This is a genomic window from Sphingomonas tabacisoli (assembly GCF_042678385.1).
Classification (GTDB): Bacteria; Pseudomonadota; Alphaproteobacteria; order Sphingomonadales; family Sphingomonadaceae; genus Sphingomonas_B; species Sphingomonas_B tabacisoli.
The window spans coordinates 54789-70820 of the sequence record NZ_JBHUDY010000002.1 but is presented as its reverse complement, the minus strand read 5'-3'; the positions used below and the strand labels follow the sequence as shown (position 1 = coordinate 70820).

The 16032-nt window shown below is 65.7% G+C and carries 17 protein-coding genes; 6 read left to right on the top strand and 11 right to left on the bottom strand.

Features of this window, described 5'->3' with window-relative positions:
* Positions 1 to 259 precede the first annotated feature (259 nt).
* A complete protein-coding gene (locus ACFSCW_RS13535; RefSeq protein ID WP_380890300.1) occupies positions 260 to 496 on the bottom strand; it encodes a hypothetical protein in 237 nt (78 codons plus the stop codon).
* On the opposite strand from ACFSCW_RS13535, the gene ACFSCW_RS13530 reads away from it, so the two are divergent.
* The 3 genes from ACFSCW_RS13530 (at position 486) to murA (ending at position 2903) form a co-directional block, all read left to right on the top strand.
* Positions 486 to 956 (top strand): phasin family protein, encoded by a 471-nt coding sequence (locus ACFSCW_RS13530; RefSeq protein ID WP_380890297.1) that lies wholly within the window; start codon positions 486 to 488, stop codon positions 954 to 956. The genes ACFSCW_RS13535 and ACFSCW_RS13530 overlap by 11 nt on opposite strands.
* A 185-nt stretch (positions 957 to 1141) precedes the next feature.
* Positions 1142 to 1489 carry an ATP-dependent Clp protease adapter ClpS gene (clpS, locus tag ACFSCW_RS13525; RefSeq protein ID WP_380890296.1) on the top strand — a complete coding sequence of 116 codons (348 nt, stop codon included), beginning with the start codon at positions 1142 to 1144 and terminating at the stop codon, positions 1487 to 1489.
* A 130-nt stretch (positions 1490 to 1619) separates the two neighbouring features.
* Complete coding sequence (murA, locus tag ACFSCW_RS13520; RefSeq protein WP_380890293.1) at positions 1620 to 2903, top strand: UDP-N-acetylglucosamine 1-carboxyvinyltransferase; 1284 nt, start codon at positions 1620 to 1622, stop codon at positions 2901 to 2903.
* Here the strand turns inward: murA and ACFSCW_RS13515 are convergent, their stop codons facing one another.
* Genes ACFSCW_RS13515 through ACFSCW_RS13500 form a run of 4 tightly spaced genes read right to left on the bottom strand, consistent with a single transcriptional unit; the run spans position 2904 to position 8691 of the window.
* Positions 2904 to 3113 (bottom strand): hypothetical protein, encoded by a 210-nt coding sequence (locus tag ACFSCW_RS13515; protein ID WP_380890291.1) that lies wholly within the window; start codon positions 3111 to 3113, stop codon positions 2904 to 2906.
* Positions 3110 to 4360: a DUF445 domain-containing protein gene (locus ACFSCW_RS13510; protein ID WP_380890289.1), complete on the bottom strand. Its 1251-nt coding sequence runs from the start codon at positions 4358 to 4360 to the stop codon at positions 3110 to 3112. Before ACFSCW_RS13510 ends, ACFSCW_RS13515 begins: the two co-directional genes overlap by 4 nt.
* Positions 4361 to 4398: 38 nt before the next feature.
* Entirely contained in the window at positions 4399 to 7494 is a 3096-nt protein-coding gene (locus ACFSCW_RS13505) for an efflux RND transporter permease subunit (RefSeq protein ID WP_380890288.1), read from the bottom strand.
* A gap of 12 nt (positions 7495 to 7506) precedes the next feature.
* Positions 7507 to 8691, bottom strand: coding sequence for an efflux RND transporter periplasmic adaptor subunit (locus ACFSCW_RS13500; protein WP_380890285.1), 1185 nt, complete (start codon positions 8689 to 8691; stop codon positions 7507 to 7509).
* 213 nt (positions 8692 to 8904) lie between these two features.
* Here ACFSCW_RS13500 and ACFSCW_RS13495 point away from each other — a divergent pair, with 213 nt between their 5' ends.
* Complete coding sequence (locus ACFSCW_RS13495; RefSeq protein WP_380890284.1) at positions 8905 to 9621, top strand: SIMPL domain-containing protein; 717 nt, start codon at positions 8905 to 8907, stop codon at positions 9619 to 9621.
* 54 nt (positions 9622 to 9675) lie between these two features.
* Here the strand turns inward: ACFSCW_RS13495 and ACFSCW_RS13490 are convergent, their stop codons facing one another.
* Positions 9676 to 9933 (bottom strand): GlsB/YeaQ/YmgE family stress response membrane protein, encoded by a 258-nt coding sequence (locus ACFSCW_RS13490; protein WP_380890282.1) that lies wholly within the window; start codon positions 9931 to 9933, stop codon positions 9676 to 9678.
* A gap of 176 nt (positions 9934 to 10109) precedes the next feature.
* Between ACFSCW_RS13490 and ACFSCW_RS13485 the strand changes: the two genes are divergently transcribed.
* Positions 10110 to 10871, top strand: coding sequence for a class II aldolase/adducin family protein (locus ACFSCW_RS13485; RefSeq protein WP_380890280.1), 762 nt, complete (start codon positions 10110 to 10112; stop codon positions 10869 to 10871).
* On the opposite strand, the gene ACFSCW_RS13480 is transcribed toward ACFSCW_RS13485, so the two are convergent.
* Together ACFSCW_RS13480 and ACFSCW_RS13475 are read right to left on the bottom strand one after the other, a co-directional pair.
* Positions 10868 to 11668, bottom strand: coding sequence for a DODA-type extradiol aromatic ring-opening family dioxygenase (locus ACFSCW_RS13480; RefSeq protein ID WP_380890278.1), 801 nt, complete (start codon positions 11666 to 11668; stop codon positions 10868 to 10870). The genes ACFSCW_RS13485 and ACFSCW_RS13480 overlap by 4 nt on opposite strands.
* A gap of 64 nt (positions 11669 to 11732) precedes the next feature.
* A complete protein-coding gene (locus ACFSCW_RS13475; protein ID WP_380890276.1) occupies positions 11733 to 12659 on the bottom strand; it encodes a bifunctional riboflavin kinase/FAD synthetase in 927 nt (308 codons plus the stop codon).
* A 186-nt stretch (positions 12660 to 12845) separates the two neighbouring features.
* Between ACFSCW_RS13475 and ACFSCW_RS13470 the strand changes: the two genes are divergently transcribed.
* Positions 12846 to 13367, top strand: a complete 522-nt coding sequence (locus ACFSCW_RS13470) for a CHAP domain-containing protein (protein WP_380890273.1) — start codon at positions 12846 to 12848, stop codon at positions 13365 to 13367.
* Positions 13368 to 13385: 18 nt separating this feature from the next.
* Here ACFSCW_RS13470 and ACFSCW_RS13465 read toward each other — a convergent pair whose 3' ends face one another.
* From ACFSCW_RS13465 to sseA, 3 genes are all read right to left on the bottom strand, one after another.
* Positions 13386 to 13772: a hypothetical protein gene (locus tag ACFSCW_RS13465; protein WP_380890271.1), complete on the bottom strand. Its 387-nt coding sequence runs from the start codon at positions 13770 to 13772 to the stop codon at positions 13386 to 13388.
* 105 nt (positions 13773 to 13877) lie between these two features.
* The gene (gene metC / locus ACFSCW_RS13460) at positions 13878 to 15077 is read right to left on the bottom strand and encodes a cystathionine beta-lyase (RefSeq protein ID WP_380890268.1); all 1200 of its coding nucleotides are present in this window, start codon (positions 15075 to 15077) and stop codon (positions 13878 to 13880) included.
* The gene (sseA, locus tag ACFSCW_RS13455) at positions 15074 to 15910 is read right to left on the bottom strand and encodes a 3-mercaptopyruvate sulfurtransferase (RefSeq protein WP_380890266.1); all 837 of its coding nucleotides are present in this window, start codon (positions 15908 to 15910) and stop codon (positions 15074 to 15076) included. Before sseA ends, metC begins: the two co-directional genes overlap by 4 nt.
* Between the last annotated feature and the right edge of the window lie 122 nt (positions 15911 to 16032).

Genomic DNA, 16032 nt, shown 5'->3' with positions numbered 1-16032 from the left:
CTTTTTGCCCATCCGTAAGATATATTGTGCACCGCACAATTTCCTCTTGAACTTTGCTGCCCGCTCTTATATTGTGCACTGCAGCATAGGTTACGGGATGCATTCCGATGAGCAGCAAGGAAGTGAAGTCCGTCCCCGGAAAAGGGCCGGCGATAAAGAAGCCGGTCGCGCCGAAGCCGGCTATGCCGGTCGCTAGCAAGACAGAGGCAGCCCCGGCAGCAATCGCTGCCGCGACTGTCGCGCCGAAGCCTGTGAAGGTTCAGCCGGAACAAGCTCCGGCTACTGTGAAGACTGCTCCGATCGAGACGGCCGCAAAAGCGGCGCCGATCGAAACGCCGGTGGCTGCGAAGCCCGCGCCGGCGGTTGTTGAAACTCCGCCGGCCGAGACGCCGGCACCCGTGAAGACTACGCCGGTGGAAATGCCGGCTGTTGCCAAGACTTTGCCGGTCGAAACCCCGGCCCAACCGATCACGAAAGGATTGAGCATGACCGACACTCTGAACGCCACTGCCGAGACCGCCAAGACCTTCGCCCAGGACGCGCAGGCGCGCGCCACCCAGTTCTTCAACGACGTCAACGCCCGCTCCAAGGCGGCCGTCGAGCGCTCGCAGAAGCTGGCCGAAGGGCTGGCCGACTTCAACAAGGGCAACCTCGAAGCGCTCGTCGAGTCGGGCCGCGTCGCTGCCAAGGCGGCCGAGACGATCGGTCAGCAGGCTGCCGAGACCGCGCGCAAGAACTTCGAGACCACGACGGCGGCGCTGAAGAGCTTCGCGTCGGCCAAGACCCCGACCGAGTTCTTCCAGCTGCAGAGCGATTATGCGCGTAGCGCGTTCGACTCGATCATCGCGGAAACCTCGAAGAACAGCGAGACTTTCCTGAAGCTCGCCGGCGAAGTCTTCCAGCCGATCTCGAACCGCTTCGCGGTCGCGGCGGAGAAGATCAAGACTGCCGCCTAATCACGTCGCGTAAGCGTACCTCCGGCCGGCTTTCATCCCCTTGAGCCGTCCGGGTATTTGAACGGCCGCCCCTCCTCTTGGGGCGGCCGTTTTCTTTTGTGCGGTTAATGGGGCGGCCCGGCTCTTGCCCGCGGGAGCGCCGATGCCATATTCTGCGTTCCGCCATGCGTGACACGGACTCCATCATGACTCGCCGCCCGATACTCATGGCAGGCGAAAGCAACGGCGACGATGCCGGTACCGGCGTGGGCGTCGCCACCCGTACGCGCACCAAGGCCAAGAAGCCCTCGCTCTACAAAGTGCTGATGCTGAACGACGATTACACGCCGATGGAATTCGTCGTGCTTGTCCTCCAGCAATTCTTCCGGATGAGCATCGAGGACGCGACCCGCGTCATGCTGCACGTCCACCAGAAGGGCGTCGGCGTCTGCGGCATCTTCTCCTACGAAGTCGCGGAATCGAAGGTCAGCCAGGTGATCGACTTCGCCCGGCAGAACCAACACCCGCTTCAGTGCACGCTGGAGAAAGCGTGAGCCGCGAAGGCGGCGAGCGCCCCGGCGAAGGCCGGGGCCCAGTTGTCTAACGAACTATAGACGGAAGTGTGGACCCCGGCCTTCGCCGGGGCACGCTTGCTTGCGCCAGCCGACCCGCTAATCCCGCCACATGGATCGCATCATCATCCGCGGCGGCCGGCCGCTCGAAGGGCGTCTGCCAATTTCAGGCGCCAAGAATTCCGCGCTGACTCTCCTCCCCTGCGCGCTGTTGACCGACGAGCCGCTAACGATCCGCAACCTGCCGCGGCTCGCGGATGTCGACAGCTTCGGCCATCTGCTCAACCAGCTCGGCGTCTCGACCACGATCGAGGGCACCCGGCCCGAGGATTTCGGCCGCGTGATGACGATGCGCGCGACCAGCCTCACCGCGACGATGGCGCCCTACGATATCGTGCGGAAGATGCGCGCCTCGATCCTGGTGCTCGGCCCGATCCTCGCGCGCGCCGGCGAGGCGACCGTGTCGCTCCCCGGCGGTTGCGCGATCGGCAACCGCCCGATCGACCTGCACCTGAAGGCGCTGGAGGCCTTGGGCGCGAAACTCGAGATGAGCGCCGGCTATGTCCGCGCGGTCGCGCCGGGCGGCAAGCTGCCCGGCGGCCATGTCGTGTTCCCGATCGTCTCGGTCGGCGCCACCGAGAACGCCGTGATGGCGGCGGTGACCGCCACCGGCCGCTCCGTGATCGAAAACGCGGCGCGCGAGCCGGAGATCGTCGACCTCTGCCGCTGCCTCGTCGCGATGGGCGCGCGAGTCGACGGCATCGGCACCGAGACGCTGACGATCGACGGCGTCAAGGAACTGCACGGCGCCACCTATGCGGTGATGCCCGACCGCATTGAAGCCGGCAGCTACGCCTGCGCGGTCGGCATTGCCGGCGGCTCGCTCGAGCTCCTCGGCGCGCGTGCCGGCGAAATGCGCGCGACCGTTACGGCGCTGCAGGAAGCCGGCCTAGAAATCGAGGAACTGCGCGACGGCCTCAAGGTCACCGCCCATCAGCCGCTCAAGCCGCTGACGCTCTCGACCGCGCCTTACCCCGGCTTCGCGACCGACATGCAGGCGCAGTTCATGGCAATGCTGACCTTGGCGCAGGGCTCCAGCGTGCTGACCGAGACGATCTTCGAGAACCGCTACATGCACGTGCCCGAACTCGCGCGCATGGGGGCGGACATCACCGTCACCGGCCGCACCGCGGTCGTGAGGGGCGTCGACGGCCTCAACGGAGCGCCCGTGATGGCAACCGACCTGCGCGCCTCAATGAGCCTGATCATCGCCGGGCTCGCCGCCAAAGGCGAAACCGAAGTCCGCCGCGTCTATCACCTCGACCGCGGCTATGAACGGCTGGAAGAAAAGCTGTCGGCCGTCGGCGCGGATATCGAGCGGGATGGGGACGGCTGATCAGGCCTGCCGCCAGAAGCGGACGGCAATGAACACACCGTAACCGATAAGGGCGACCGACAGCACAATCCGAAACCAACTCTCGTTGGCGACCCCGCCGAAAAGCTGAATGAGCCCGAACCCGATAAACAGAAACGCGAAGATCGCCTGCCGCTTCCAGTCAGGCTGCACTTTACCGTCGACGCGGTCGTCCAGATCGCGATAGCTCACAACCACACCTCCACCGCGTGGATCGCGAGACCGACCAGGCCACCGACGATCGTGCCGTTCACCCGGATGTACTGAAGGTCGCGGCCGACGGCATCTTCCAGGCGGCGGGTGATGGTGCGGGTGTCCCAGCTCCGCACGGTGTCGCTGACCAGGCGCACGACGCTGGCGCCATAGTTGGCTGCGAACCCGACGGCGGTGCGGCGGACAAAGCGGTTGATGGTCACGCGCAGCCGTTGATCCTTCTGGAGCGTTTCGCCCAACTCTCGGATGGCCTCGCCGAACTTGCCGCCGAGCGCCGAGCGGGGGTTGCGGGCGGCGCGGAGCAGCGCGGCCCGCGCCTGTTCCCAAAGACCATCCAGCCAGCGGCGCATGGCCTCGTTGTCGAGCAATTCGTCGCGCAGATCGGCGACGCGGCGCTGCATGACGGGATCGAACTGCAGGTCTTCGGCAAGGCGGACCAGCCCGTCCTCGATCTTCATCCGGAGCGGATGGCCCGGATCGGCGGCGACGTCGTCGAGCAGGCGGAGCAGCCCGTCGATGATCTTGTCGGACAGCGTCTCATCTAGCCCCGTCCAGCGCAGGATCGACCCAGCGCGATCATGCACCATCTGGCGGATCAGATGCTCGTTACCGTCGAGCGTGCGCGCCGCCCAGCGGATTGCGCTTTCGAGCAACGGGATGTGCCGATCCCGGGCAATCGCGGCATTCAGCGCCTGCCCAAGCATCGGCGCCATGTCGAGCGCGCGCAGGCGACGGTCGAGCGTATCCTTGATCATGCCGCCCAGCCGTTCGGGATCGAGCGCTTCCATCACGTCGGCGACCAACAGTGCACCGGTGTCGCGGATGCGTCCCTCTCCTTCCGCCGGGGTCGCGAGGAACCGGCCGACCGAGCCGGCGACGTCGACGCCCCGCATCCGCCGCGCGACGACGCCGGGGATAAGGAAATTGTCCTTCAGGAACGTGGCGAGCGTGTCGCCGATCCGGTCCTTGTTGCGGGGAATGATCGCGGTGTGCGGAATGGGAAGACCGAGCGGGTGACGGAACAGGGCGGTGACCGCAAACCAGTCGGCGAGGCCGCCCACCATTGCGGCTTCGGCGAAGGAGCGGACGAAACCCCAAGCCGGCTCCCGGACTTCAAGCGCGCGCGCAAGGAAGAACAGCGCCGCCATCGCGACCAGCAGCCCCGTCGCGACGATGCGCATCTGCCGCGGACCCTGGCCATTGGGGATAAGAAGCGCGCGGCTCATGTCACCACAATGAGCCGCGCGCGTAATGGTTCAAGCGGCTATTCGGCGGGATGCGTCGCCGGGCGATGCGCGTCGTCCCCAGGCTTGAAGGTGAGCAACCGGCCGAGTTTTGGCCCCAGCCACTTTTCGAAACTGTCGGCCAGGCTGAACGCCGCCGGCACGATCACCAGCGTCAGCAAGGTCGACAGGACCAGGCCGCCGATCACGGTGATGCCCATCGGCTGGCGCCAGGCGCCGTCGCCGGTCAGCGAAATCGCCGTCGGGATCATGCCCGCGACCATCGCGACCGTGGTCATCACGATCGGCTGGGCGCGCTTACGGCCGGCGTCGATGATCGCCTCGAACTTGGGCACGCCGTGCGACATTTCCTCGATGGCGAAATCGATCAGCAGGATCGAGTTCTTGGCGACGATGCCCAGGAGCATCAGCAGTCCGATGAACACCGGCATCGAGATCGGCATGCCGACCAGATGCAGCGCCAGCGCACCGCCGAGCGGGGCCAGCAGCAGCGATCCCATGTTCACGAACGGCGGCATCACCCGCTTGTAGAGCAGCACCAGCACGGCGAAGACCAGCAGCACGCCGGAGATCACCGCGATGATGAAGTTGTTGATCATCTCCGCCTGGAACTTGCTGTCGCCGGCGGTGATCTTCTGCACGCCCTGAATCTTGCCGTCCAGAATCGCCTTCATGGTGGGCAGAGCGTTCAGCTTGGTCATCGCCTGGCTGGTGACGATGCCCGGCGCCAGGTCGGCGCCGACGACGACGCGACGGATCTGGTTGTAGCGGCGGATCGTCGTCGGCCCTTCGCCGAAGCGCACATCGGCGACCACCTTCAGCGGCACCGAGCCACCGCTGACCGTCGGCACCGGCATGTTCTCGATCGTCGACAGGTCACGACGCGCGTCCTCGGCCAGCGCGACGCGGATCGGAATCTGCCGGTCGGCGAGCGAGAATTTGGCGCTGTTCTGGTCGATATCGCCCAAGGTCGCGATGCGGATGGTCTGGCTGAGCGCCTGAGTGGTGACGCCCAATTGGGCGGCGAGATTGAGCCGCGGATGGATGATGATCTCGGGGCGCTTCAGGTCGCCCGCCATGCGCGGCGCGCGCAGCTCGGTCAGGCCGGACATTTCGGACACCAGCTTGTTCGCCGTCGCCTCGAGCTTCACCGGATCGTCGCTGCCGAGCATGATGATGATGTCGCGCCCGAAACCGCCGCCCGATTGCGATTGGAAGTTGACGCGCGCGTCCGCAATGTTCTGGAATTTGACGGCCGTCTTGCGCTCCCAATCGACGCTGGAGATCGGACGCGTCTTCTTCAGCGTCATGTAGATCTGCGCCTCGGTCGGCTTGATGTCGGCGAAGGCCGCGTCGACTTCGTCCTTGTCGGCGGCAAGGATGCGCGCGACCTGCAGCGTGACGCGGCGGGTTTGCTCCAGCGTGCTGCCCGGCACCATCTCGATCTGCACCTGGCTGTAATCCTGGTCCGTCGTCGGCTGGAACGTCATCGGCAGGGTCGCAAAAGCCAGGATGGTTGCGACGAACGCGCCGCCGCCGCCGATCAGCACGGTCTTCCAGCGGTTGTTTACGCACCAGGTGAGCACCGAGATGTAACGGTCGATCAGCCATCCTTCGGCATGCTTGGCCTGGCCATGCGCCTGCAGGAAATAGGCCGCGATCATCGGCGTGATCAGGCGTGCGACGGCAAGGCTCATCAGGACGGCGACGACGACGGTCATGCCGAACTGCTTGAAGAACTGGCCCGAAATGCCTGGCATCAGCCCGACCGGCAGGAACACCGCGACGATCGACATGGTGGTCGCAAGCACCGCAAGGCCGATTTCGTCCGCGGCGTCGATCGAGGCTTGATAGGCCGATTTGCCCATCCGCATGTGACGGACGATGTTCTCGATCTCGACGATCGCGTCGTCGACCAGCACGCCCGCGACCAGGCTCAGCGCCAGCAGCGAGAGCATGTTGAGCGTGAAGCCCATCATGTCCATGAACCAGAAGGCAGGGATCGCCGACAACGGAATGGCGAGGGCCGAAATCAGTGTCGCCCGTTTGTCGCGCAGGAACAGGAACACGATCAGCACGGCGAGCACCGCGCCCTCGACCATCGCGTCGATCGAGCTGTGATACTGGCCCTTGGTGTATTCGACGCTGGTGTAGAGCTGCTTGAACTTGACCTTCGGGTTCTGCTTCTGGAGCTTGTCCAGCACCTTCATCGCATCGTCATAGACGGCGACGTCCGACGCTCCCTTGGCCTTGGTCATTGAAAAGCTGGTGACCTGGCGCCCGTTCATCATCGAGAGGTTGCGCTGCTCCGCATACATGTCGCGCACGTCGGCGACATCGGCGAGCTTGATCGTGCGGCCATTGCCGACTGAGATCTGCGTCTGGCCCAGATCATAGGCGTTGCGGGCGTTGCCGAGAACGCGGACGGACTGCTCCGCCCCGGCAATCTCGGCGCGGCCACCGGCGGCATTGACGTTCACCTGCCGCAGTTGCTGGTTCACCTGAACCGCGGTGAGCCCTTGTGCCTGCAGCTTGGCCGGATCGAGGATCACGCGGATTTCTCGGCTGACGCCGCCGCTTCGCGAGACGGTCGCCATGCCGGACACGCTCAACAACTGCTTCGCAACGGTATTGTCGACGTACCAGCTCAGCTCTTCCAGCGTCATGTCGGTCGCTTCGGCGCTGAAATAGGCCATCGGCCCGCCATCGGCGTCCATTCGGGTGACCTGCGGTTCCAATATGCCTTCCGGCAATTGGCTGCGGACCTGATCGACGGCGTTGCGCACGTCGTTGACCGCGCGGTCGACCGGCGTGCCGATCGCGAACTGCACGATCGTGAAGCTCTGCCCCTCTTCGGTGCGCGACGAAATATCCTCGACGCCGCTGATCGCGCGGACCGCAGATTCGACCCGCTGCGTCACCTGGGTCTCCAGCTCTACGGGAGCGGCCCCCGGCTGGGCGACAGTGATGGTCACCGCCGGAAAGGCGACGTCCGGCATCTGGTTGACGTCCATCCGCATGAAGCTGATCAGACCGGCCAGCGTCAGCGCCACGAATAGCACGATGGGCGGAACCGGATTGCGGATCGCCCAAGCGGAAATGTTGCGGAAGCTCATGAGGACAGCCCCTTAGCGGCCGAAAGCGGTCAGGCGCGGCTTCACCGTTTCGCCCGGGTTGAGGAAGGCGCCGGCCGACAGCACGACGCGCTCCTCGCCGGTAAGCCCATCCAGGATCGCGATGCCCTTATCGGTGACTTGACCGGTCTTGACCGGGCGGCGCTGCGCCTTTTGATCGCCGTCGATGATATAGACATAGCTGCCGTTCTGGTCGCTCAGCACCGCCGTTTCGGGCAGCAGCGGCGCGTTCATCTGACCGGTAACGACCTCGGCCTGCGCAAAACCGCCCGGACGCAGCGCCGGATTATAGGAAAGCGCTATGCGGGCCATGCCCTGGCGCGTCTGCGGATCGATCACCGGAGAGACCTGCCACACCTGGCCGTTGAACGACTGGTTCGATCCGACCGGGGTGACTGTCGCGGTACCGCCGACATGCACCGCCGAAAGATCGGCCTCCGCCATCGCCGCCCGCATTTCCATCTCGCCGCCCTTGGCCAGCCGGAACAGCGTGCCGGAGCCGGAGCCGACGACCTGGCCGGGCTCGACCGAGCGCGTGAGAATGAGGCCAGCGGCAGGCGCGCGAATGTCGAGCCGGCCGGTACGGGCCAGCGATTCGCGATACTGCGCTTCGGCGACGCGGACCTGCGCCGCTGCCTGGTCGCGCGTGGCGAGCTTGCGGTCGATATCGGCGCGCGAGACGAAGCCACGGCCGGCAAGCTGCTGCGAACGCGCGAGCTCCTGCTCCGCCAGGCGAGCATTGGCGCGCGCAACGTTGATCTGCGCCTGCAGCGAGGCGCTCTGCTGCACCTGGACCGAGCGCTCGATGACAGCGAGCGTCTGGCCTGCGCGCACCCAGGCGCCGGGCTGGACGAGCACCTGCGTGACCATGCCGCCCTCGCCGACCACGCCCACCGGCATGTCGACCCGTGCGGCGAGCGTCCCCGTTGCGGAAACCGTGCTGGCGACGAGTTCGCGGCCCGGCTTGATCACCGTGACTTCCGGCGCCTGCGCCTTGCTCCCTTGGGCGGCGACGGGCGCGGGCTGGCCGCTCTTGCGGCCGAACATGACGAAGGCGAGCGCCAGGGCGAGTGCCACGACGATGCCGCCGATGATCAGCGCCCGGCGACGGCGTGCCCGCGCTTCGGAGTCGAAATCGGCCCCGATCTCTTCGGCTTTGACGCTCGTTTCGTAATTCATGTTCACTGGCCTTCCGCCCCGGCGGTATCTGTTATGTCGGAGCTGTATTACAGTAATAACTCACCCGCCTCAAGGCCCGAAATTTCGGCGATTTCGCGGGTTGGTCCGATGTTGCCATTTACCCTGAATGGAGGGCGGAAGATAGACGGCGGCGTTCACCGCCGGTGCAGCCGCCGCGCCATATCGCCTGCGAAACGGAACGGGAGAAGACGAATGAAGTCGATGATTTCCATGATCGTATTGGCGCTCGCTGCCGGCCCGGCATTCGCAGACACGCTTCCGGTGCCGGTGCAGACGATCACCGGAGCAGTGCTGGACGTCAGCGCATCGGGCGAATCGAAGCGTGTGCCCGATATCGCGACAGTCAGCGCCGGCGTGGTCACCCAGGCGGGCGACGCCGCCGGGGCGATGCGCGACAACGCGGCGCGGATGGACCGAGTGATCGCGGCACTGAAGCGCGCCGGCATCGCCGACCGGGATGTGCGCACCGCCAGCATCTCGCTGCAGCCGCAATATCGCTACGAGAACAACCAACCGCCGGTCATCACCGGCTATCAGGCCACGAACACGGTGACGGTGAAGTTCCGCGACATCGCCAAGGCCGGCGCGGTGCTGGATGCGCTGGTCGCGACCGGCGCGAACCAGATCAGCGGCCCCGAACTCGGCCTCGACAATCCGGCCGCCGCAATGGACGAAGCGCGGGTGGACGCGGTCGCCAAGGCGCGGGCGCGTGCCGATCTCTATGCTCGTGCCGCAGGTTTGCGGGTCAAGCGCATCCTGTCCATCAGCGAGGGCAGCTTCGACGTGCCGCGTCCGCTGCCGATCATGATGCGTGCGCAGGGGATGGTTGCGGACGCCGCCCAATCGAAGATCCTGCCGGGCGAGCAGGCGCTCAATGTCAGCCTTTCGGTGCGGTTCGAACTGGAATAGCAAAAGGGCCAGGCGTCGCCGCCCGGCCCTTCAGTCCGTTCATGGTCAGCTTGCTTAGCGCATGCTGCCGCGACGGAAGAGATTGACGATCGCCAGCAAGACGACGGCGCCCAGCAGCGAAACAAGGAAAGAGTAAAGCGTCAGACCGTTGCTGTTGATCGAGCCGCCCGAGAAAATAAGGCCGCCGAGAAACGCGCCGACGATGCCGACAATGATGTTCAGGAAGATGCCCTGTTGAGCATCAGTCCGCATGATGATGCTGGCCAGCCAGCCAATAATGCCGCCGACGACGAGCCAAACAATAAGTCCCATCTGTGCCTCCTGTCCGAACCCACTTATCGTAACTTATAACTTGCGGTGTAGAACCGTTCGTTTAGACGCTCGAAAGGCTGCAACGGTTCCGCAACGGACCCGAGATTGTTTCGGGTCCGCGTGTTTGCGAGGCGACCGACCGCGTGCGATAAGTCGTTTCCGAAGGAGAGGATTCGATGGCGACCGCAGTGCTGCGCAATTCCCGGATGAGCGAAGCGGAGTGGCAGGCGCGGCAGGAACTCGCCGCCTGCTACCGCGTGTTCGCGATGCTGGGCTGGGACGAGTCGATCTACAATCACATCACCGTGAAAGTGCCGGAAGAGGATGACGCGTTCCTCATCAACCCGTTCGGGCTGCACTTCAGCGAAGTGAAGGCATCGAACCTCGTCAAGATCGACATCGACGGCAACAAGCTGGACGACAATCCGTATCCGGTGAACCTCGCCGGCTTCGTCCAGCACAGCCTTTTCCACCGGCACCTGCCCGACGCCCACGCGATCGCGCACACCCACACCACGGCCGGCATGGCCGTCGCGTCGCTGGAAGGCGGGCTGCAGCCGACCAATTTCTACGCCGCCAACTGGGTCGGCCAGATCGCCTATCACGATTTCGAAGGGGTGACCGTCCGTGCCGAGGAGGGCGAGCGGCTGCTCGAGCATCTTGGTGACAAGCGCGTCATGCTGCTCAGGAACCATGGCATCCTGGTCATGGGCCGGACGCTTCCCGAGGCGTTCGTCAAACATTGGTCGCTGCAGCGCGCCTGCGAGGTGCAAATGGCGACGATGGCAATGGGCAAGCCGCTGACGATTCCGCCTGAGGTGATTGCCGTGCACCAGCGCGACATCTCGAAGGCGTCGGCACCCGGCGGGCCCGGCAAGGCCGATTTCGACGCGATGGTCCGCCGCGTCGACAAGATCGACCCGAGCTGGCGCGACTAGCCGAACCGATAGCCGCTTACGGCCCAGCCGAGCACATGCCCGGCAAAGTCGCGCTGCGCCTTGTCCTCGCCGCCGGCACCAAGTGCGACCATTAGCGGCAGCAGATGCTCCTCGCGTGGATGGGCGAAGGCGGCATGGGGAAGCGAGCGCCAGTCGGCGACGCGCCGCGCGCGGGTCGACGGGTCGGGATCGGTAACTGCCGCTGTCAGCGCATCATCCCATTCGTCCGAGGGCGTGGTCGCCTGAGTGCCGCGGACACGGAGATTGTGGAAGCTCATGCCCGAGCCGATAATCAGCACGCCTTCGTCGCGGAGAGGAGCCAGCGCGCGGCCGATCGCGATATGCGCTTCCGGATCGAGGTCCGCGCGCAGCGAGATCTGGGCCAGCGGAATGTCTGCGTTTGGGACGGCGACCTTCATCGGAATGAACACGCCGTGATCCCAGCCACGCGCCGACTCCTCCGCGACGGGAAAGCCCGCCGTTTCGAGCAGCGCTTTCGCCCTGAGCGCGACATCGGGCGCGCCCGGCGCATCCCAACGGAGCCGGTACGTGTGCTCGGGAAACCCGTAATAGTCGTAGAGCAGGGGCTGGCCGTCGCCGGTATGGACCGTGACCCGCGGTTCTTCCCAATGGCCTGAGACGAGCAGGATCGCGCGCGGCCGCTCGGGCAGCGACTCGATCAGGCCGGCAAGATAGTCCTGCATCGGCCGCCACATCGGATCAGGCGGGCCGCCATTCGGGTCCATGAAGAAGCACGGCCCGCCGCCGTGCGGCACGAACAGGGTGGGCATTTTCATGTTTGCGATATCGGCTCGCGGTGCCGGGCCCACAATGTCGCAAGCGCAAACGGACGGTTTCCCGTCAGGCGGCAAGCACCCGGCGCGCTTCCAGGCAATCGGCGTCGATCTGGGCGGTGAGTGCGTCGAGACTGTCGAACTTCTCCTCGCCGCGCAGCCAGGCGTGGAGCTCGACCTCGATCGTCTGCCCGTAGAGATCGCCGGAGAAATCGAAGAAATAGGGCTCGAGCAATTCCTTGGGCGGATCGAAGCTCGGCCGCACGCCCAGATTGGCCGCGCCATCGACCATCCGCCCGTCCGGCAGCCGTCCGCGCACGGCATAGACGCCGTATTTCGGACGCAGATAGCGGTCCAGGTCGATGTTCGCGGTCGGATAGCCGATGGTGCGGCCGAGCTTGTCGCCGTGCTGCACAATGCCTTCGATCGCGAAGGGCCGGGTCAGCAGCCGGGCCACTTCGGCGCAATCACCGGCTTGCAGCGCATCGCGGATCCGGCTGGATGATACCGGCTCACCGTCGAGCGAGACCGGCGCCACCGCTTCCGCGAAAAAGCCGTGCCGGGTCGCCAGCTCGGCCAGCACCGCGGCATTGCCGCTCCGCTTCCTGCCGAACGTGAAATCCTCGCCGGTCACCACACCGGCGACGCCGAACAGATCGACCAGCCGCTCGGCGACAAACGCTTCGGCCGAAAGCCCTGCGAGCGCGGCATCGAAATGGAAAACGATCATCGCATCGGCGCCGGCTTCTCCGAAGAGGCGCTGGCGCTGATCGAGGGTGGTCAGACGAAAGGGCGGCGCGTCGGGCTGGAAGAAGCGCACTGGATGCGGATCGAAGGTCGCGACCAGGGCAGGCCGGCCGTCGGCGCGGGCGCGATCGATCGCACGGCCGACAACCGCTTGATGCCCCCGGTGAAACCCGTCGAAATTGCCCAGCGCGACGACTCCGCCGCGCAGATGTGCCGGAGCCGCCGAGCCGCCGTCCAGCCGCTCCATGGCGGCGGGCTATAGAGATTCGCGTCGGCGCTTGGAAGCGGCGGAGGTGAAACGAAGCTCACGGTCGACGAGCTGAAAGGTTCCCCCCGTTCGTCGGCTTTCGGGTTCGAGTCGCCGCACGACGGATGACTCCCGTCGCCCACCTTCCCTACATCGCTGTCAGCGAGAGCGGGGATTTTCTCGAACATGTTGAATTTGGGTCGCAGCGCCCTTGTTGGCGCCACGCTGTTTTTTGCGTCTGTTTTCGGAATCACACCGGCCAGTGCTCAGTTCTGGCAGTGCGCCCCTTATGCGCGCATGGTTTCGGGCATCGACATTCACGGCAACGCCGGCACCTGGTGGGGCCAGGCGGTGGGCCGCTACGACCGTGGCGCGGCGCCGGAAGTCGGCAGCGTGATGGTGCTGAAGCCCTACGCCAAGATGCGGATCGGCCATGTCGCGATGGTCAGCCAGATCGTCTCGGAGCGCGAGATCAAGGTGACGCACGCCAATTGGTCGCGCCGCGGCGGCGTCGAAAAGGATGTGCGCGTGGTCGACGTGTCGCCGGCCGGCGACTGGAGCCAAGTGAAGGTCTGGTACGCCTCGATGGGCGATGTCGGCACCACCACCTATCCGGCGTTCGGCTTCATCTATCCGAAGCACCAGCAGGCCGTGCAGTTCGCAGACGCAAAGGGCGGCGCAGGAATGCCCTACGCCGCCCTCCGTTAAGCGTTTCGAGTCAGCCGCTTAGTAGCGGGTGCAGACGCGAACCCGGCGCCAGCCACCGTACCAATCGTCCCACTGACGCTCGGTCCAGCAGCGCCGCGGGGCGTAGCCGTAACCATAGCCGTAGCCGTACGGGCGGCCATAATAGCCGTCGTTATAGGCGTACGAACCGCCATAGTAGCCGTTGCCGTAATAGCCGCGATTGCCATAGTAGCCGCCGCGGTTGCTGGAGGCCACGGCCGCACCGAGGGCGAGGCCAAGAGCACCGGCGCCGAGCGCCAGGCCCGTACGATCGCCGCGATGGCCGTAGTAGCGGTTATAACGATATTGCGCCTCTGCCGGGCTCGCCGCGGCCACAAGGGTCGCGCCTGCAAGCAGACCGGCGGTGATTTTGGTCGAAATCTTCACCCTCTGTCTCCTTCAAACACACAGGGAACCGACGCGGAGCAAGCGCTCCGGTTCCACCATTCGCCTTATGGTTAAGTCCATCTGAATGCAGACGGAACGGCGCGTTCAGGAAACAGCAGGCTCGTAACGGGTGAGACCGGCGGCCAGATCGGCGATCAGGTCATCAGGGTCTTCCAGCCCGATCTGCAGCCGCACCAGCGGCCCTTCCGCCTGCCACGGCACAGCGCTGCGCAGGTTTGCGGGATCGGCGGGGATGACGAGGCTTTCAAAGCCGCCCCAGCTAAAGCCGATGCCGAACAGCTCCAGCCCGTCGATCAGCGCCGTGCGCGCAGCGTCGCGGCCGCCGTTCAGCACGAACGAAAACAGGCCCGACGCCCCTGCGAAGTCGCGTTGCCACAGCTGGTGCCCCGGGCAGCCGGGCAGCGCCGGGTGTAGCACGCGCGCAACCTGCGGCTGCTGCTGAAGCCAGCGCGCAATCTTGAGGGCGCTGTCCTGATGCTGGGCGAGTCGCACGCCCATCGTCCTCAGCCCGCGCGCGCCGAGCCACGCATCGTCGGGCGCCGCATGCTGCCCGAGCTGATAGCTGGTCTGGCGGAGCTTCGCCCATGCGGATGGCGCGGCTGTTACGGAGCCGAGCATCGCGTCCGAATGGCCCACCACATACTTGGTGCAGGCAAGGATCGAGAGATCGACGCCTTTCTCGATCGCGCGGAAATAGAGCGGCGTCGCCCAGGTATTGTCGAGTAGCGTGACGACGCCCCGTTCCTTCGCCGCCGCGCAAATCGCCGGCACGTCCTGCACTTCGAAGGTGAGGCTGCCCGGGCTTTCCATGAACACGGCGCGGGTCTTTTCGCCAATCATGCCGGCAATGCCGGCCCCGATCAGCGGATCGTAGAAGCGCGTGGTGACGCCGAAGCGCTTCAACAGCCCGTCGCAAAGCGCGCGGGTCGGCTCATAGGCGCTGTCGACCATCAGCAGCTCGTCGCCCGGGCGCAGCACCGACAGCAGCGCCGTCGAAACGGCCGCCACGCCCGACGGATAGAGCAAGGTCGCCTCGGCACCCGGCTCCAGCTCGGTCAGCGCATCGGCCAGCGACCATTGCGTCGGCGTGCCGCGCCGCCCGTAATAGAGCCGGTGGTGCGTGTCCTTGTGCCGCGCCTTCATGTCGGCGACGCTGTCGTAGAGGATCGTCGACGCCCGCCAGACCGGCGGGTTCACGATCCCCTGCGTCCATTCCGCCCGCCGCCCGGCAGTGACGAGGCGTGTCGCCGGCTTGTGGTCCTTGCCGTCCCCGCTCGCGCTCACGCTGCCGCGCCGAGTTCCTTGGGCGTGGACGGGTCTGCGCCCCACTCGCTCCACGATCCGTCGTACAGCGCCGCGTCCTTGCCGAGCAGGTGCAGGCCGAACAGCAGCACGGCGGCCGTGATGCCCGAGCCGCAGGTGGTCACGATCGGCTTGTCGAGGTCGACCCCGGCCTGCTCGAACGCGGCGCGGAGCGCGACGCCTTGCTTCCAGGTGCCGTCGGCGTTGAAGATCTGGTCGTAACGCAGGTTCCTGGAGCCAGGGATATGGCCCGGCTGCACGCCGGCGCGTTCGGCCGCTTGTCCGGCGAAACGGTCGGGCGAGCGGGCGTCGAGCACCTGTTCCGCCTTGGTGCCGACATTCGCCTTCATCTGCTCAAGGGTGCGCACGCCCTTGGCATCGTGCCAGGCAGTGAAGTGCCGGTGGCGGACCTGCGGCTTGCCGCTTTCGACTTTCCGCGCCTCGGCCTTCCATTTGGCAAGGCCGCCGTCGAGAATCGCGACATCGTGCGCGCCAAAGGTGCGGAGCATCCACCACGCCCGCGCCGCCGTCTTGTAGGGCGACTGGTCGTAAACGACGATCCGGCTGCCGTCGCCCAGCCCCAGAGATTGCATGCGGCTGGCGAATTTCTCGGCGGAAGGCAGCATGTTGGGAAGCGACGTGTTGCTGTCGGCCAGTTCGGCCAGGTCCATGAACACGGCGCCAGGAATGTGCCCCTGCTCATAGGCGGCGGCCGCGTCGCCTTCGCCCGGCATCAGCCAGGTGGCATCGACGACGCGCAGATCGAACGCGCCCAGTTCCTTTTCCAGCCAGTCCGTCGAAACCAGGGCGTCCATGAATGCTCCTCCGTTGTCGCGATTCGCTTAGTCAAACCCGTAACGCTTGGGAACCGATTCCGGCGCAAGGGAACAACGGGCCGCGCGCATCGTAAAGCGACTCTACCGCGAAGCGAGGCGCT

Bases quoted from the DNA above. Each gene is read 5' to 3' on its own strand.
- ACFSCW_RS13495 (WP_380890284.1), top strand. From the start codon at position 8,905: ATGAAGTCGATGATTTCCATGATCGTATTGGCGCTCGCTGCCGGCCCG.
- sseA (WP_380890266.1), bottom strand. From the start codon at position 15,910: ATGGACGCCCTGGTTTCGACGGACTGGCTGGAAAAGGAACTGGGCGCG.
- ACFSCW_RS13480 (WP_380890278.1), bottom strand. From the start codon at position 11,668: ATGAAAATGCCCACCCTGTTCGTGCCGCACGGCGGCGGGCCGTGCTTC.
- ACFSCW_RS13470 (WP_380890273.1), top strand. From the start codon at position 12,846: ATGTTGAATTTGGGTCGCAGCGCCCTTGTTGGCGCCACGCTGTTTTTT.
- ACFSCW_RS13530 (WP_380890297.1), top strand. From the start codon at position 486: ATGACCGACACTCTGAACGCCACTGCCGAGACCGCCAAGACCTTCGCC.
- ACFSCW_RS13475 (WP_380890276.1), bottom strand. From the start codon at position 12,659: ATGGAGCGGCTGGACGGCGGCTCGGCGGCTCCGGCACATCTGCGCGGC.
- ACFSCW_RS13505 (WP_380890288.1), bottom strand. From the start codon at position 7,494: ATGAGCTTCCGCAACATTTCCGCTTGGGCGATCCGCAATCCGGTTCCG.
- ACFSCW_RS13485 (WP_380890280.1), top strand. From the start codon at position 10,110: ATGGCGACCGCAGTGCTGCGCAATTCCCGGATGAGCGAAGCGGAGTGG.
- ACFSCW_RS13490 (WP_380890282.1), bottom strand. From the start codon at position 9,933: ATGGGACTTATTGTTTGGCTCGTCGTCGGCGGCATTATTGGCTGGCTG.
- clpS (WP_380890296.1), top strand. From the start codon at position 1,142: ATGACTCGCCGCCCGATACTCATGGCAGGCGAAAGCAACGGCGACGAT.
- murA (WP_380890293.1), top strand. From the start codon at position 1,620: ATGGATCGCATCATCATCCGCGGCGGCCGGCCGCTCGAAGGGCGTCTG.
- ACFSCW_RS13500 (WP_380890285.1), bottom strand. From the start codon at position 8,691: ATGAATTACGAAACGAGCGTCAAAGCCGAAGAGATCGGGGCCGATTTC.
- ACFSCW_RS13510 (WP_380890289.1), bottom strand. From the start codon at position 4,360: ATGAGCCGCGCGCTTCTTATCCCCAATGGCCAGGGTCCGCGGCAGATG.